This is a genomic window from Cognatishimia coralii (genome assembly GCF_037478305.1).
GTDB classification, from domain to species: domain Bacteria; phylum Pseudomonadota; class Alphaproteobacteria; order Rhodobacterales; family Rhodobacteraceae; genus Cognatishimia; species Cognatishimia coralii.
Window position 1 is genome coordinate 1,055,071 of sequence record NZ_JBBGAZ010000001.1, and the last position, 15,768, is coordinate 1,070,838.

At 55.4% G+C, this 15,768-nt stretch carries 14 protein-coding genes; 6 read left to right on the forward strand and 8 right to left on the reverse strand.

Features of this window, described 5'->3' with window-relative positions; all coding sequences use genetic code 11:
* Both glyA and WG622_RS05290 read left to right on the forward strand, forming a co-directional pair.
* Positions 1 to 1,293 carry a serine hydroxymethyltransferase gene (gene glyA, locus WG622_RS05285; RefSeq protein WP_339402614.1) on the forward strand — a complete coding sequence of 431 codons (1,293 nt, stop codon included), beginning with the start codon at positions 1 to 3 and terminating at the stop codon, positions 1,291 to 1,293.
* A gap of 72 nt (positions 1,294 to 1,365) precedes the next feature.
* Entirely contained in the window at positions 1,366 to 2,214 is an 849-nt protein-coding gene (locus WG622_RS05290) for a DUF817 domain-containing protein (RefSeq protein ID WP_339402615.1), read from the forward strand.
* 261 nt (positions 2,215 to 2,475) lie between these two features.
* On the opposite strand, the gene WG622_RS05295 is transcribed toward WG622_RS05290, so the two are convergent.
* Positions 2,476 to 2,850, reverse strand: a complete 375-nt coding sequence (locus WG622_RS05295) for a hypothetical protein (protein ID WP_209356837.1) — start codon at positions 2,848 to 2,850, stop codon at positions 2,476 to 2,478.
* A 57-nt stretch (positions 2,851 to 2,907) separates the two neighbouring features.
* Between WG622_RS05295 and WG622_RS05300 the strand changes: the two genes are divergently transcribed.
* On the forward strand, positions 2,908 to 3,675 hold the full coding sequence (locus WG622_RS05300) for an alpha/beta fold hydrolase (RefSeq protein WP_339402616.1): 768 nt from the start codon (positions 2,908 to 2,910) through the stop codon (positions 3,673 to 3,675).
* Positions 3,676 to 4,762: 1,087 nt separating this feature from the next.
* Here WG622_RS05300 and lepA read toward each other — a convergent pair.
* Positions 4,763 to 6,565, reverse strand: coding sequence for a translation elongation factor 4 (gene lepA / locus WG622_RS05305; RefSeq protein ID WP_339402617.1), 1,803 nt, complete (start codon positions 6,563 to 6,565; stop codon positions 4,763 to 4,765).
* A 202-nt stretch (positions 6,566 to 6,767) separates the two neighbouring features.
* Between lepA and WG622_RS05310 the strand changes: the two genes are divergently transcribed.
* Positions 6,768 to 7,214: a BLUF domain-containing protein gene (locus tag WG622_RS05310; RefSeq protein WP_339402618.1), complete on the forward strand. Its 447-nt coding sequence runs from the start codon at positions 6,768 to 6,770 to the stop codon at positions 7,212 to 7,214.
* On the opposite strand, the gene arsJ is transcribed toward WG622_RS05310, so the two are convergent.
* The 5 genes from arsJ to WG622_RS05335 form a co-directional block, all read right to left on the reverse strand.
* The gene (arsJ, locus tag WG622_RS05315; RefSeq protein WP_339402619.1) at positions 7,211 to 8,449 is read right to left on the reverse strand and encodes an organoarsenical effux MFS transporter ArsJ; all 1,239 of its coding nucleotides are present in this window, start codon (positions 8,447 to 8,449) and stop codon (positions 7,211 to 7,213) included. The two genes, WG622_RS05310 and arsJ, sit on opposite strands and share 4 nt — an antisense overlap.
* 66 nt (positions 8,450 to 8,515) lie before the next feature.
* Complete coding sequence (locus WG622_RS05320) at positions 8,516 to 9,514, reverse strand: ArsJ-associated glyceraldehyde-3-phosphate dehydrogenase (RefSeq protein ID WP_339402620.1); 999 nt, start codon at positions 9,512 to 9,514, stop codon at positions 8,516 to 8,518.
* A 22-nt stretch (positions 9,515 to 9,536) separates the two neighbouring features.
* On the reverse strand, positions 9,537 to 10,595 hold the full coding sequence (arsB, locus tag WG622_RS05325; RefSeq protein WP_339402621.1) for an ACR3 family arsenite efflux transporter: 1,059 nt from the start codon (positions 10,593 to 10,595) through the stop codon (positions 9,537 to 9,539).
* Positions 10,588 to 11,445, reverse strand: coding sequence for an arsenate reductase/protein-tyrosine-phosphatase family protein (locus tag WG622_RS05330; RefSeq protein WP_339402622.1), 858 nt, complete (start codon positions 11,443 to 11,445; stop codon positions 10,588 to 10,590). Before WG622_RS05330 ends, arsB begins: the two co-directional genes overlap by 8 nt.
* A 70-nt stretch (positions 11,446 to 11,515) precedes the next feature.
* Complete coding sequence (locus tag WG622_RS05335) at positions 11,516 to 11,980, reverse strand: Lrp/AsnC family transcriptional regulator (protein ID WP_339402623.1); 465 nt, start codon at positions 11,978 to 11,980, stop codon at positions 11,516 to 11,518.
* A gap of 119 nt (positions 11,981 to 12,099) precedes the next feature.
* On the opposite strand from WG622_RS05335, the gene WG622_RS05340 reads away from it, so the two are divergent.
* Together WG622_RS05340 and WG622_RS05345 are read left to right on the forward strand one after the other, a co-directional pair.
* A complete protein-coding gene (locus WG622_RS05340) occupies positions 12,100 to 13,491 on the forward strand; it encodes an aminotransferase class V-fold PLP-dependent enzyme (RefSeq protein ID WP_339402624.1) in 1,392 nt (463 codons plus the stop codon).
* Positions 13,492 to 14,167: 676 nt separating this feature from the next.
* Entirely contained in the window at positions 14,168 to 15,079 is a 912-nt protein-coding gene (locus tag WG622_RS05345) for a pirin family protein (protein WP_339402625.1), read from the forward strand.
* 33 nt (positions 15,080 to 15,112) lie between these two features.
* Here the strand turns inward: WG622_RS05345 and WG622_RS05350 are convergent, their stop codons facing one another.
* Positions 15,113 to 15,709, reverse strand: coding sequence for a TetR/AcrR family transcriptional regulator (locus WG622_RS05350; protein ID WP_339402626.1), 597 nt, complete (start codon positions 15,707 to 15,709; stop codon positions 15,113 to 15,115).
* Positions 15,710 to 15,768: the final 59 nt, after the last annotated feature.

Consider the following 15,768-nt stretch of genomic DNA (forward strand, 5'->3'; position numbering starts at 1 on the left):
ATGACCGCATCCACCGACACTGGTTTCTTCACGGAAAGCCTCGCCACACGTGACCCAGAGCTGTTTGGCTCTATCACCGACGAGCTGGGCCGTCAGCGCGATGAAATCGAGCTGATCGCGTCCGAGAACATCGTTTCCGCCGCTGTGATGGAAGCGCAGGGCTCTGTCATGACCAACAAGTATGCCGAGGGCTATCCGGGCCGTCGCTACTATGGCGGTTGCCAATATGTGGACGTGGCCGAAAACCTCGCGATTGACCGTGCGAAACAGCTTTTCGGCTGTGAGTTTGCCAATGTGCAGCCGAATTCTGGGTCTCAGGCCAACCAAGGCGTATTTCAGGCGCTGATCAAACCAGGCGATACCATTCTGGGCATGAACCTCGCCTCTGGCGGCCACCTGACCCACGGTGCGGCGCCAAACCAGTCCGGCAAATGGTTTAAGGCGGTTCAATATGGTGTGCGTCAGCAGGACAACCTGATCGACTATGATGAGGTCGAGGCGCTGGCACTTGAGCACAAGCCTCAGCTGATCATCGCGGGCGGCTCGGCGATCCCACGCGTCATCGATTTCGCCAAGTTCCGCGAAATCGCCGACAAGGTTGGCGCCTATCTGCACGTTGATATGGCGCACTTCGCGGGTCTCGTGGCCGCAGGCGAGCACCCATCGCCTTTCCCCTACGCAGATGTCGCGACCACCACGACCCACAAGACCCTGCGCGGTCCACGTGGCGGTATGATCCTGACCAACGACGAAGCCATCGCCAAGAAGGTGAACTCTGCGATCTTCCCAGGCATTCAGGGCGGCCCGCTGATGCATGTCATCGCGGCCAAAGCCGTCGCGTTTGGCGAGGCCCTGCGTCCTGAATTTAAGACCTATCAGCAGAACGTCCGCGCCAATGCGGTGGCTCTGGCCGATCAGCTGATGAAGGGTGGTCTGGACATCGTCACCGGTGGCACTGACACCCACGTCATGCTCGTCGACCTGCGCCCCAAAGGCGTGAAGGGCAACGCCACTGAGAAGGCTCTGGGCCGCGCGCATATCACCTGCAACAAGAACGGCATCCCGTTTGACCCTGAGAAGCCGATGGTGACCTCGGGCATCCGTCTGGGCACCCCTGCGGGCACGACCCGCGGCTTTGGCGAGGCCGAGTTCCGCAAGATCGCGGATCTGATCATCGAAGTCGTTGATGGGCTGGCAGCCAACGGCGAGGACGGCAACCAAGCGGTTGAGGAGAAAGTCAAAGGCGAAGTGGCAGAACTCTGCGCACGTTTCCCGCTGTATGAAGGTCGCTGATTGCGAAGACGCAATTGCTTGTGACACAAAGGGCGCGCAGATTACTGCGCGCCCTTTCTTTTGCTTAACCTGATGACTTCAAAGCTCAGCCGCACCCAACAGATTGAACGACAGCTCGGCGACTGGACCCGCGCGCGATTGCCGTATGGGGTCGCGGAACTGGTTATGTTCACACTGAAACAAGGCTGGGCTGCACTCTTTGGGGCATTGATGCTTCTGGGGATCATCCTGTCGTCTCTGGTTTGGCAGGAGCAGTGGTCAATCGCCCGCTATGACGCTTTGCTGATCTATGCGATATCCCTTCAGATCTTGTTTCTGATGACGGGTCTCGAGACCTGGGATGAGGCCCGCGTCATTCTGCTGTTTCACCTGACCGGGACCGCGATGGAGATCTTTAAGGTCAATGCGGGCAGCTGGGCTTACCCAGAAGCGAGCCTTATGAAGCTTTGGGGCGTCCCGATGTTCTCGGGGTTTATGTATGCGTCGGTTGGCTCATATATGGCGCGGGTGATCCGGCTTTTTGATATGCGGTTTTCACCCTACCCGCCGCTATGGATGAGTTTTGCCCTCGCGGGTGCAATTTACATCAACTTCTTTGCTCATCACTTTGTAACCGACATTAGGCTGGTTCTATTCGTGGCCACCGTCGTAATTTTCGCCCGAACCCGCGTTTGGTTTCGAATTGCCGAGCGCCACTACTGGATGCCCCTGCCTCTTGCTGCTTTCTTTTCCAGTTTCGCGCTTTGGATTGCGGAGAACGTCGGAACGCGCACCAAAACCTGGCTCTACAACGGGCAAACCGCCCAAGAGCTCGTAAGCTTTTCAAAACTCGGTTCTTGGTACCTGTTGCTGTATGTCAGCTTTGTTACTGTCACCCTCGTGGCACGGGAAGCCATTCGAAGCAGTAAGCCACAACCTTAGGGAGATTTTCATTCGATTTTTTGAAGCTATCACCAGGCCGTAGCTAGCGCTCTGCGACGTACTGAAAACTGCACGGGATTGCATGTCACCTCGGCTTTCGGCGACGGGAATAGTTTTTTGGCTCGCAAGATTCTTGCGTTTCCGCTTCCGTAACAATCTGAATTTCAATTATATTTCTGTTCTTGAATGTGAAACGGCACCTCGAATCAACTCGAGGTGGTCACCGTTCCAATTTTCAGGATTTTGGGGTGGTCGCGCCGCTTAGACGAAGCCTTGCCATTGCAGGAAAAACACCAGCAACGCGCTCGCAATACCAAGATGCACCATAGCTTCCCAACGGCCACCAGTCATCTTGCGAAGGCGTACTTCCTCTGGATCGTAATAGACAAGATCGTCCACAAGACCGCTCATCAAACCCTCAAATTCTTCAATTTCTTCAGGGTTTGTTGTGCCTTCAGGACCTATGCGCTGATGCAAATTGACCAGGCGATCCGCCGTCTTATGCGTCCGTTTCGGCAGCTTGCGCTTCATTTGGCGCATAGCCTGATCCAGACTTTCCCCTTCCACACCAAACTTTCTCCGGATAATCAGCCGAAGAATAAAGATGTTGTGTTCCACATCCTCTAGTTCAATCATATCGTCCCCACGACTTTGCGATCCCCACCGCATCGTTAACCTTTCGGTAACACTTCAATGCTGCAGAAAATCGACTATCCAAATCAATCCTCACGTAACCCTTTGCTGGTGGTGCACGGGCTTTATGGCTCTGCGCGCAACTGGGGGGTGGTGTGTCGAAAGCTCTCTGCGGAGCGCCCCGTTCACGCGGTTGACAACCGCAACCATGGGGAGAGTAGCTGGCGTGACACACACAGCTATCTGGACCTGGCGCAAGACCTTGCTGAGGTGATTGAGGCCGAGTTCGGCAAGGTCGACCTTCTGGGCCACTCTATGGGCGGCAAAGCGGCCATGACGTTGGCTCTGACCCGCCCTGACCTTGTGAACCGCCTGATCGTGGCTGACATCGCCCCTGTGACCTATACCCACAGCCAGCTGCAGTTCATCCACGCCATGCGCAAAGTGGACATTACGACGGTCGAGAAGCGCTCTGACGCGCTGGCACAGCTTGAGGCGGCTGGGGTAGAGGATCCGACGCTCAGGTCCTTCTTCACGCAATCACTGGACCTCAAGGCCAAAATATGGCGGTTGAACCTCGACACGCTTGAAGCCGAGATGCCAAAGATCATGAGTTTCCCAGACATTTCCGGCGAGTTCACGGGCAAGACGCTCTTCCTGTCGGGCTCAAACTCGGACTACGTGCTGCCCGAACACCGCCCTCTGATCAAAAGCCTCTTTCCAAAGGCCGCCTTCGTGAAAATCTCGGGCGCAGGGCACTGGCTGCACGCCGAAAAACCCGCCGAATTCATCGCCACAGTGGACGCCTGGTTAAAGCGTGGTGAATAAACCACACCATCCAGTGTAAAAACACCACGCTCACCACAAGATGCTGTTGATTTCACGGGGATCGACGGCTAACAGAGAGCCATTAGGTACATAGACGCGGTATGTAGTTCTGACGCAAGGGGTCGCTGCCAATGGCAACGACCCCTTCTGCGTTTCAGCATGGAAGAAGACGTCAGGTACTCAGACGCGGTCCTCGTAGTATGCTCCGTGAGGTTGCCCTCCTGGGCGCACAATCCTGACGCCTTCCATGAATGTCCTGACTTCGCCCTCAACCCACGAGGATCTCTGAACAAAGCCCGTTCATCCGTTTCGCCCTAACCTTTGCAGGTCAGCGCTGCGGGAAAACCCAGCGATACCGATCTTACGATCCGCACGCGATACACACCTTGCGGCACATACCAAGGGCTCATCCCCCCAGCCGATCTTTGGCCGAAGCCTCCAATCAGCCCGCGACTGCCATTCCACCGCCTTCCCATCCTTGGCATCCTAAGACCCCATCTCTGTTTCGGCCAGCGTCCTAAGTCATCCGTGGTTTAAGGTCGTTGCCTCCCTCGCCCCGCGTCCCCCTTAAGAGACTTTCGCGTCCCGCTCCGGATCTTGCGATCCCTTGCGTTGGATTAACGTTGGCATTTGGATCGGCGATCCGGCAAGGGAAATATTTTGTTTTATGCTAATTTCTTGGGGGTAAGTCTTTGAGTTCGCTTGTGGATTTCCTGTGGATAACTCGGATTTCCTGAGCGTCTCGGCTGGCTTGGGCGATTGAAGGCGAAAATCGCGCGACGGGGTGGTTTCGCGGGTGATTTTCGTAAGGTCCGGCGTGGTTTTGGTGGGTCACGCGGGGTTTGCCGGAGAATCACGGGGAATCAGAGCGGCGGAATTGGGGGTGTTTGAACATGGTTTGGGGAATAGGGAAAGGCAGTTTTTGCGTCTGCAGCATAGTTTTCATTGCCTGTGGCACTGCTGCGTTTTCAATCTATCCCAGCGCCCGGCCCAAGGGGTGGGTGCAAAGCGCCCGCCCGTTTTGCCGGAGGCAAACCTTTGGTTTGACGGGGGGCGGGTCGGGCGCTGCCCATGCAGAGCACGGGCTCTAGCTGTCCATCTTCAACGCAGAAATAAACGCTTCCTGCGGGATATCCACTTTCCCGAACTGGCGCATCTTCTTCTTACCCGCCTTCTGCTTCTCCAGCAGTTTCTTCTTCCGGGTCGCGTCACCACCATAACACTTCGCGGTAACGTCTTTGCGCAGCGCAGACAGTGTCTCACGCGCGATGACCTTGCCGCCGATGGCCGCCTGGATCGGGATCTTGAACATATGGCGCGGGATCAGGTCCTTGAGCTTTTCACACATCGCCCGCCCCCGCGTCTCGGCACGGTCGCGGTGGACCATGGTCGAGAGCGCATCCACAGGCTCGTCGTTCACCAGAACCGACATCTTCACGAGGTTATCTTCGCGGTAGCCAGTCATTTGATAGTCAAACGACGCATAGCCCTTGGTCACCGATTTCAGACGGTCATAGAAGTCAAAGACCACCTCATTCAATGGCAGATCATAGACCACCATGGCGCGGGAGCCCGCGTAGGTGAGGTCTTCTTGGATACCACGTCGGTCCTGACAGAGTTTCAGAACGTCACCGAGGTATTCATCGGGCACAAGGATCGTCGCCTTGATGCGCGGTTCTTCGAGGTGGTCGACCTTGGACATGTCGGGCATGTCGGCGGGGTTGTGCATCTCGATCATCTCGCCATCTTTCATATAGACGTGATAGATCACCGAAGGCGCGGTTGTGATGAGTTCGATGTTATATTCCCGCTCGATCCGGTCGCGGATCACTTCGAGGTGCAACAGGCCAAGGAAGCCGCAGCGGAAGCCAAAGCCCAGCGCCGCAGAGGTTTCCATTTCATAAGAGAAAGACGCATCGTTCAGCGCGAGCTTGTCGATCGCGTCGCGCAGGTCTTCGAATTCGGCGGAATCCACGGGGAAGAGACCACAGAAGACCACGGGCTGGGCGGGTTTAAAGCCGTCCAGCGGGACCTCGACACCGTTCCGGTCATTGGTGATCGTGTCACCCACACGCGTGTCGCGGACCTGTTTGATCGACGCGGTCAGGAAGCCGAGCTCACCCGGGCCAAGTTGGTCCACTTGCTCCATCTCGGGGCGGAAGACGCCGACGCGGTCCACGTGGTGCAGCGTGTTGTTAGACATGAATTTGACGCGCTGACCCTTTTTCAGAGTGCCGTCGATGATGCGCACAAGGACGATCACGCCGAGGTAGGCGTCATACCAGCTGTCCACCAGCATGGCTTTCAGAGGCGCATTCTCGTCGCCTTTCAGAGGCGCAGGCAGGCGGGTGACGATGGCTTCGAGCACGTCCTCGATGCCCAGACCGGTTTTCGCGGAAATCAGGCAAGCGTCGGTGGCATCAATTCCAATGACGTCTTCGATCTGTTCGGCCACACGCTCAGGCTCCGCGGCTGGCAGGTCGACCTTGTTCAGAACCGGCACGATCTCGTGATCGGCCTCAATCGCGGTATAGACGTTAGCGAGCGTCTGAGCCTCAACCCCTTGGGAGGCGTCCACAACCAGCAAAGAGCCCTCAACGGCGCGCATGGAACGGCTGACCTCATAAGCGAAATCGACGTGGCCGGGCGTGTCGATCAGGTTGAGGATATAATCCTCTCCGTCGTTGGCCTTATAGTCGATCCGCACCGTGTTGGCTTTAATCGTAATGCCGCGTTCGCGCTCGATATCCATCGAGTCCAACAACTGTTCCTTCATATCCCGATCCGCCACCGTATTGGTGGATTGGATCAGCCGGTCAGCGAGCGTGGATTTCCCGTGGTCGATATGGGCAACGATCGAGAAATTGCGGATTTTCGAGAGCTTTGTCATGGCAAGCCATATGGATCGGAATTGCGGCTTGGTCAATGGGCGAAGAGATACGCCAGAGGCGTCGTAGATTTCTTTACCGTTAGATCGCTGACCAAATGGTTAAAATCAATTTAAAGTTGAAAAAATGATATTGACGCACGCAAAAAGGGCGGATTGAATACTTCGTACGATATAGCAATCGATTTTATTGAGGTCATTGTGCATGGAAAAGCAAAGCATCAGACGCATTGTGTTTTTTTCAACAGCCGCAAACGACTTGGAGCGCGAAGATCTGCTCGAATTGTTTGATATGGCATCCCGAAATTCGACGGCCAATTCGCTGACCGGACTATCAATGTACCACAGACGCAGCTTCTGCCACATTCGAGAGGGTGATCCCAATGAGATCACGAAATCCCTCGTGCGAATGGAGCAGTCGCACTGGCACTATAACCTTTCGATCGTCTCAGACACGATCGTCGAAAGGCGCAGGTTCCGGAGATGGTTTTTTGCCTTTGAGGGTGGTGGGAAATTTGAGGATCGCGGGCCGAACCAGATCCTGGAGATTCACAAGATCTTTGAAACTCCAGAACTCGATTACGCCTTTGAGGATTTGGCGTGTCGCAGTTTCGCACAAGCTTTCACGGACGATATTAAAGCGCCGACTTAACCAGATCGTTTGAGCCGCATGGCCGCCAGTGTGGACGCCAATGCCATAAGTGCCGCTGTGAATAGGCATAGTGGCAGGCCACCGATTTGGTAGCTAACCCCTGATAGAAGTGTCCCGATCAAGCGACCTGCGGCGTTCGACATGTAGTAAAACCCAACGTCCATGGTTACGCGCTCTTCGCTGGTGAAGGCGAGGATCAGATAGCTGTGGACCGAACTATTGACCGCAAAGACAAAGCCAAACAGCAAAAGGCCTGCGACCACAAAATAGACCAATCCCGGGAAGTCCACCCAAACCGCTACAGATATTGCCAGAGGGATCAGCGTCAGCAAGCCAACCCAATTGATCGCCGAGATAACGATTTCTGGCGTTGCTTTGTCCTTGGCCCTTAAAATCGCCGGCGCCAAACCTTGCACCAAACCATAGAGGATGATCCAGACTGCCATAAAGGTGCCGATGGTAAAGAAGGCCGTGCGATTTCCAGCGACGGTTCCGTCCGACAGCACAGAATAGAAGTAAATCGGAATGCCCACCACGAACCACACGTCGCGCGCTCCAAACAGAAACATGCGCGCCAGGCTTAGGCGGTTGATATTGGGATCGCTTGAAAAGACCTGACTGAACTTTGCCGATTTTTTGCCCTGCGGCAGCCCTGTTGGCATAAACAGAAATGTCCCAACGAGGATAACGGCCAAGACAGCAGCCATGGCCCAGACAGCCGTCTGAAACCCCGCAACGGCCAAAAGACCCGCGCCTAAAAGGAACCCAAAGCCTTTCACTGCATTCTTGGAACCCGTCAACACAGCGACCCATCGAAACAGGCCTCCGCCTTCTTTGGGGGCAAGGACTTTGACCGCTGATTTCGCGGACATTTTGGACAGGTCTTTCGCCACGCCCGACAGCCCTTGAACACACATTACATAAACAACCGAGAGCGCGATGCTCCAGGCGGGATCAAGTTGCGACAGCGCCACAAGCGCCATGACTTGAATACCAAGCCCCAGGTAGAGCGTCAGCGTTAGCCCAAATCTGGCGGCAATCCATCCGGCGGATAGATTGGTGACCATGCCCATGAATTCATAGAGCAAAAACAGATAGGCCAATTGCACCGGAGAGAACCCCAGCGTGTGGAAGTGCAAGAGCACCAACATGCGCAAAGCACCGTCCGTGAGCATGAAGGCCCAATAGGCGGCGGTCACGGTGATATAGGCGGCAAGACCTGTGTTCTGACTCATTTTACCCTCTCGCAACACGCATTCTTTCAAAGAATGCGACGTTGGAAATTTTCAAATTTCCGGGCCCTAGAGGCTATTGGCGACCATTTTGGTGATATCGGCCAGACGACAGACGTAGCCCCATTCATTGTCATACCAGGCATAGATCTTCACCTGGCGCTTGTTCACCACCATGGTCGACGGCCCATCCACAATGGTCGAGCGATCATCATCGGTGAAATCGCAGCTCACCAGCGGGCGGTGCTCAAACCCTAGAATACCTTGCAGAGCGCCTTTGCTCGCGGTCTCCATGGCCTCGTTAATCTCTTGGGCAGTGACATCTCGGGACACATCAAACACGATATCTGTCAGCGATGCGTTCAGCAGAGGCACCCGGACCGCGTGGCCGTTGATACGCCCGTCCAGCTCTGGATAGATCTGAATAATGGCTTTAGCTGACCCTGTGGTCGTCGGGATCAGCGAGTTCAACGCAGACCGCGCGCGACGTGGGTCTTTGTGGGGTTTGTCGACAATCGTCTGGGTATTTGTGACATCGTGGATCGTGGTAAACGATGCCTGCTCGATGCCGAAGTTTTCCAGCATCACCTTCACCACCGGCGCGATGCAATTGGTTGTACAGCTGGCTGCGGTGACGATGCGCTGGTCGCTATAGATCTCGTGATTGACTCCATAGACGATGTTCGCCGCCTCTTCGATTTTCACCGGTGCCGAGATGACTGTTTTCTTCACGCCTGCATCAAAATAGGGCTGCAGGGCCTCCAAGGTTTTGAACTTCCCGGAACATTCAACGACCAGATCAACGCCTGCCAAAGGCAGATCCGCCGGGGACATCTCACGGCAAAACGGGATCTTATGGCCACGGATCGTGATGCAGCTTTCGTCAAACGTAACATCACCATTCCAGCGCCCATGCACAGTGTCGAATTCAATCAGCAACGCATGGGTCGAGATGTCGCCAAAGGGATCATTGATAAAGGCGATCTGCGCGCCGAGGCCCATGTCAAACAACCGACGCAGCACCAGCTTGCCCATACGCCCCAGACCATTGATTGCGATTTTCGTCATGACTTCAGACCTTTAGAAAAGATTAATTCGGAAACCAACCGCGTGTGCGATTGGCAAAAGCAACAAGCGACAGCATAACCGGCACTTCGACCAGCACGCCCACAACCGTGGCCAAGGCCGCGCCAGAGCCAAGGCCGAAGAGGCTGATCGCGACGGCCACAGCGAGCTCAAAGAAGTTCGACGTGCCGATCAAAGCGCAGGGCGCGGCCACGTTGAACGGCACTTTCCATAGGCGCGCCGCGCCATAGGCCACGAAAAAGATCCCATAACTCTGGATCAACAAAGGCACCGCGATCAGGACGATCACCAGAGGGCGATCCAAAATAACCTGCCCTTGAAAACCAAAGAGCAAAACAACCGTCATCAAAAGCCCAATGATCGACAGAGGCCGGCATTTGTCCTTGAAGGCCGTAACAGCGCCCTCTCCGCTCTGCCCCATCAAGCGGTTGCGTGTGATCAACCCCACGACCAAAGGCAATGCCACATAGAGCACAACCGAGAGAATAAGCGTCTCCCAAGGCACCGTAATGTCACTTACCCCCAACAGGAACGCGACAATCGGTGCGAAAGCAAAGACCATGACAACGTCATTCACGCTGACTTGCACCAGAGTGTAAGTCTCGTCCCCGCGGGTGAGATTTGACCAAACAAATACCATCGCCGTGCAGGGCGCTGCACCCAGAATAATAACGCCCGCGATATATTGCTGGGCATCCTGCGGATCGATGAGCCCTGCGAAAACCACTTCAAAGAACAACACGCCCAAAGCCGCCATGGTGAACGGCTTGATGAGCCAGTTGACCACCAGAGTGATGACCAATCCTTTCGGGCGCTCTCCGATCTGGCGCAGTGCTCCGAAATCGACCCCTACCATCATTGGATAGACCATCGCCCAGATCAAAATCGCGACAGGCAGGTTCACCGAGGCCACTTCAAGACCGGCCAAGACTTCGAACAAACCCGGAAAGAGGCTGCCCAATGCCAATCCCGCCACAATGGCCAAAGCGACCCAAAGGGACAAAAGCCGTTCAAAGGTCCCAAGACCCGCAGCTGCTTGATCTGAAACAGTCGTATTAGTCATCTAGATCCGCCGTTATTCCACCAATTGCATCCATCTGCCGTTTCAGAGCCAATTGATCCAAAGAGTCAATCGGCAGATTGGCAAAGCCCGAAATACGGCTGCGCAATTGCGCATAGGTTTTATTGAAGATCACCGCCGTATGAGCCTCGTTGCCTTCAAAGGCTGCCGGATCGTGAACACCCCAATGGGCGGTCACTGGCTGGCCGGGCCAGGTCGGACAGGGCTCGCCCGCTGCTTTGTCACAGACGGTGATGACAAAATCCATCTTGGGCGCGTCCTTACTGGAAAAAACATCCCAGCTTTTGGGCTTAAAGGCGCCCACGTCAAAATTGTTTCTCGCAAGCAGCGCCAATGTATTGGGATTAGCATGAGGCGCCGGAGAAGAGCCCGCTGAAAAGGCCCGAAACCGCCCCTTCCCTTCACGCTGCAGGATCGCCTCGGCCATCAATGAGCGGGCGGAATTGGCGTGGCACAGAAACAGGACATTATAGGTCTTTTGAGTGTTCACACTTTGCGCATCGCACCCATTCGTCAGGCTGTCTATTAACGGCGCGCATTGCTCGACTTGCCCGCCGCAGCAATCCTGCAGCAGAAAACCCAAGAGACCCTTTAAACCTTCCATATCAGCGACATAGCGCACCGTTCGGCCTTGACGGTGATTGGCAATCAAGCCCGCGCGCAAGAGAACAGACAGGTTCGTAGACATCGTGTTTTGACGCACATCTACCGCCCTTGCGATATCCCCAGCCAACATGCCCTCGTCTCCCGCCTGCACAAGCAGGCGAAACGCATCCAGACGGGCGGACTGGCTTAGGGCCGCGAATGCAGCGATCGCTTCGGTCTTATCCATACATCAGGAATTATTGATATGACCCGAGTCGATCCGCACAGTTCGATGAAAGTTTTGTAAAAGTTTTACGTCACCCAAAGACGTTCAGAGGCCGATCCTCGAGCATCGCCTCCATGGAAAACAGCCCTGTGACCGTGTCTAACTCGATCCCCGTGGTGATCCGCCGATAGACCGCATCATAGCCCGACATGCCGCGCGTCACGACCTTGAGCATATAATCCCAGTCTCCACCGATGCGATGCAATTCCTGAACCTCGGGGATCCGCGCCACATGTTTGCGGAAGCCCTCTGCCCACTCGACCGAATGGTTTCTCGTACGGACCATGACAAAGACCGTCAGATCCAGCCCCAACTGCGCTGCGTTCAAGCGCGTCCGGGCGCCCTGTATGAAACCTGCCTCATCAAGACGTTTTAACCGTCGCCATAGCGCATTCTGAGACAACCCAACCCGGTCGGCGATATCGCGCTGCGACAAAGCAGCGTCCACCTGGATCACATTCAGTATGCGGCGATCAATTTCGTCTGTTTTTTCCATTTTCCCTATCAAGTGACACAAGATTTTCATCCTGTCTAGTTATTTTGATAACTTTTATTGATCTTTTCTCAATTAACTTTTGCTCAACAACCAAAACCTTCGATCACATGAGCGACAAAATGAAAATTCTTGAGAGATTTGAACACGAGCTCCGGTCCGCGCAGGACCCCATCAAAGCCATCGCAGCAGGCGAGATCGGCAAAGGCATCGAAATTGACACACCAATGGGGCGCAAACCGCTGATCTATGCGGATTACGTCGCCTCAGGTCGCGCCCTGCGGCAGGTCGAAGAGTTTGTGATGGCCGAGGTCCTGCCTTTCTACGCCAACTCCCACACAGAACAGAGCCACTGCGGCGCGACCATGACCCGCATGCGCGAAGAGGCCCGCGCGGTGATCGCCGCGAAGTGCCGCGCCAACACGACCGACCATGCCGTGATCTTTGGTGGATCCGGCGCGACAACCGCCCTGAACCAACTCGTGCATCTGTTTGACGTAAAAAACACACCGTCCGTCATCTTGGTCGGCCCCTACGAGCACCACTCTAACCTCCTGCCATGGCGCGAGAGCGGTGCGCCTGTCATCGAAATCAAAGAAGCCCCCGGAGGCGGCGTAGATCTCTCCCATCTAAAGGCCACGCTGCGGAGCATTCCCAAGGAGACGCAGATCATCGGGGCCTTTTCCGCCGCCTCCAATGTCACCGGCGTTTGCACTGATCCAGCGCCCGTCAGCCGCGCCATCAAAGAATTTGGCGGCAAAGTGGTCTGGGACTATGCCGGCGGAGGCCCCTATCTGCCGATATCGATGTCGCCAGATGGCGTTGACGTCGACGCGATTGTTTGCAGCCCCCACAAATTCATCGGTGGGCCGGGCGCTTCCGGCGTTTTGATTATTCGGCGCGACGCTGTGATGACCCAAGCGCCCTCTCGTCCGGGCGGCGGCATCGTGGTGTTCGTGAACGAAACCACACATGACTATGTCGCGCGCCTTGAGCAACGTGAGGAAGGTGGCACACCGAATGTCATCGGCGACATTCGCGCGGCCCTCGCGATGATTGTGAAGGATGTGATCGGAGAGGACTCCATCGCCAAGCGCAACCAGGAATTGAGCGCGCGGGCATTTGACGCATGGTCCAACCACCCAAACCTGCGCCTTTTGGCGCCGGATCACACGTCACGACTGCCGATCTTTTCCTTCGTTCCACTGGACAACGATGGGCAGCGGATCGACTACAAAGACTTCACCCGCGCGCTGTCCGATCACTACGGGATTCAGGCGCGAGGCGGGTGTTCTTGCGCAGGACCCTACGTCCATCAGTTACTCGATATCGACGAAGAAACCTCTGCCAGCTTGCGCGCGGACCTTCTGGCCGGAGACGACACCGGCAAACCTGGCTTTGTGCGGTTGAACCTAAGCTATCTGATGGATGAGGCGACAGTGCTCTACATTTTGGCGGCAATTCCCGCGCTGATTTCGGCCTACAGCGCTAAAACGCCTGTTGCGGCTGCGTAAAACTCTGTTAGTAACGTGGGATAAAGCGGACTCATATGGTTTCGCTTTGCCCTCTATCAATTTGAAATATAGGCAAGAATAGAGTTATCCACCTGTGGATTAATTATTGACTATCCTTGTGAAACTATACGACCGCTTAATTTCCGCATCATCGCTGACAGACGCACCGGACTCCGCGCTTCACCCTGTATAAGTCTGTGGAGAAATTCAAAACCTCCGACAACATAAACCTCGAATGTCACACATAACACCTTGTTATTTCAACAAAAAATTAAAGTTAATGGAGCCAAATACCCTGTGAACAAACTCCATTCCACCGCGCTAAACCTACACTCCAAATTTGTTTAGATATTTCACCCCGAACCTCAAAATGTTCGATATTTGATATTTTTAAAGGATAAAACTCGAAGAGACCTCCAAAATATTTGCGCTTTTCTAAATTTACACACCGTAAAGGCAGCGCGGAAACCCGCTCTGAGACGTTCAAAAACCAGCCTGCGCGCCTAAGGTTGCACCGATAAAACCCGCCAAACTCTCTGTGCAAATGCCATGAATCCACGGCACGCCAACCATAGCCCTCGCAGGTTTTGCACAAGTCTCGTTCACCCAAGCACATATCCCCCCATTGGCAGCCTCTACGCCCCGCCCTACCTTCTGCCGGGAAAGGAGAGTGCTCATGTCACTTAGACCTACGTTAGAAACCCGTCAGGCCGTCCCCACAATGGAAGGCGCTGGCGTGCATTTGCATCGCGCATTCGGCTTTCAGGATCCATCCGAACTGGACCCTTTCCTGCTATTTGACGATTTCCGCAACGAACGTCCCGAAGATTTCATGCGCGGCTTCCCCTGGCACCCGCATAGGGGGATTGAGACAATCACCTACGTGCTCTCTGGCACCGTCGATCACGCGGACAGTTTGGGCAATACGGGCAGCCTCGGCGCGGGCGACATCCAATGGATGACCGCGGGCTCTGGCATCCTCCATCAGGAAATGCCGCAGGGCAACGCGCAGGGTCAGATGCATGGCTTTCAGCTTTGGGCCAACCTGCCCTCTGATCTGAAAATGACCGCGCCGCGCTATCAGGACGTCGAAGCCAAAGAGATCCCCGAGATCTTTGAGGACGATGGTACACGGGTGAAAGTTGTTGTCGGCTCGTTCTGGGGCAAAACCGGTCCCGTTGATGGCATTGCCGCGGATCCGCAGTATTTGGACATTTACGTCCCACCCGGCGTGAAGAAAACCTTCCCCGTCGACACCTATCGCCGTGCCTTTGCCTATGTCTTTGAGGGCGCTGGCGTGTTTTCCGATGCAAGTGCGCCCACGGGCGTGCTGCTTGAAAAGGAAGTCGCAGGCGAGGAGGTCAATATTCGCGACATGTCAGGCAACCGCACATTGATCCGTTTTGGTACAGGCGATGAAGTCACGGTTCAGGCCGGCGAAGAAGGCATCCGTTTTCTGCTGATTTCCGGCGCGCCCATTCAAGAACCAGTCGCATGGCACGGCCCCATCGTGATGAACACGCAGGAAGAACTGCAAAAGGCCTTTTCAGAACTGCGCAATGGGACGTTCATCAAACCTGCGCACTAGACAAAGCGGCTCGGGGATCTTCCTCGGGCCGCCCTACCGCGCCAAGCCGACTGAGTTGCGTACCATACCCCAATACAGGTCCTGAACCTCGGCGAAACTCAGGCGTCCGTCTTCGCGGAACCACGTATTAAGGCCCGTCAGCATCGCGATGATGCCCATGGTCGCGACTTTTGTGTCAGCGATGGCAAAATCGCCCTCGGCCACGCCCGCCTGCAGGATCTCTTGCAAAGCACCTTCATACCGTCGACGCAAAACCTCGACCGTCTCGAAATTCTCAGGCGTCAGGTTGCGCAGTTCCATATAGGCGATAAAGACCGCATCGGGCCGCTCTTTGTGAAACCGGATGTGAAAGCGGGTGAACTGCTCAAGCCGCGCGGCAGCCGTACCGCGTGCGTCGTCCTCTTGCTCCCAAGCGGCCAGCAACTCCTCAAGGTGCGACGTCATCAGCCCCACAAGCAGGGTCTGCTTATCCGGCGTGTAGTTGTAGAGCGCGCCCACCTGCACCCCGACCTCCGTCGCGATCTGGCGCATGGACACCGCCGCATAGCCGTGACGCGCAAACTGCTTCTGCGCGGCCTCTTGGATTTTAGGCCCGGTGATTTTGGCATGAGAGCCGGAAGTGCGCGCCAAACGAGGCTCCTATCAGGAATTGAACAATTGTTCTTATTTCTACCGAGCCACAGCCGGCC

Excerpts from the sequence above, each read along its gene's own strand:
- WG622_RS05295 (WP_209356837.1), bottom strand. The coding sequence starts at position 2,850 with ATGATTGAACTAGAGGATGTGGAACACAACATCTTTATTCTTCGGCTG.
- WG622_RS05320 (WP_339402620.1), bottom strand. The coding sequence starts at position 9,514 with ATGACGAAAATCGCAATCAATGGTCTGGGGCGTATGGGCAAGCTGGTG.
- WG622_RS05330 (WP_339402622.1), bottom strand. The coding sequence starts at position 11,445 with ATGGATAAGACCGAAGCGATCGCTGCATTCGCGGCCCTAAGCCAGTCC.
- WG622_RS05300 (WP_339402616.1), top strand. The coding sequence starts at position 2,908 with ATGCTGCAGAAAATCGACTATCCAAATCAATCCTCACGTAACCCTTTG.
- WG622_RS05345 (WP_339402625.1), top strand. The coding sequence starts at position 14,168 with ATGTCACTTAGACCTACGTTAGAAACCCGTCAGGCCGTCCCCACAATG.
- arsB (WP_339402621.1), bottom strand. The coding sequence starts at position 10,595 with ATGACTAATACGACTGTTTCAGATCAAGCAGCTGCGGGTCTTGGGACC.
- WG622_RS05335 (WP_339402623.1), bottom strand. The coding sequence starts at position 11,980 with ATGGAAAAAACAGACGAAATTGATCGCCGCATACTGAATGTGATCCAG.
- glyA (WP_339402614.1), top strand. The coding sequence starts at position 1 with ATGACCGCATCCACCGACACTGGTTTCTTCACGGAAAGCCTCGCCACA.
- lepA (WP_339402617.1), bottom strand. The coding sequence starts at position 6,565 with ATGACAAAGCTCTCGAAAATCCGCAATTTCTCGATCGTTGCCCATATC.
- WG622_RS05340 (WP_339402624.1), top strand. The coding sequence starts at position 12,100 with ATGAAAATTCTTGAGAGATTTGAACACGAGCTCCGGTCCGCGCAGGAC.
- WG622_RS05310 (WP_339402618.1), top strand. The coding sequence starts at position 6,768 with ATGGAAAAGCAAAGCATCAGACGCATTGTGTTTTTTTCAACAGCCGCA.
- arsJ (WP_339402619.1), bottom strand. The coding sequence starts at position 8,449 with ATGAGTCAGAACACAGGTCTTGCCGCCTATATCACCGTGACCGCCGCC.
- WG622_RS05290 (WP_339402615.1), top strand. The coding sequence starts at position 1,366 with ATGACTTCAAAGCTCAGCCGCACCCAACAGATTGAACGACAGCTCGGC.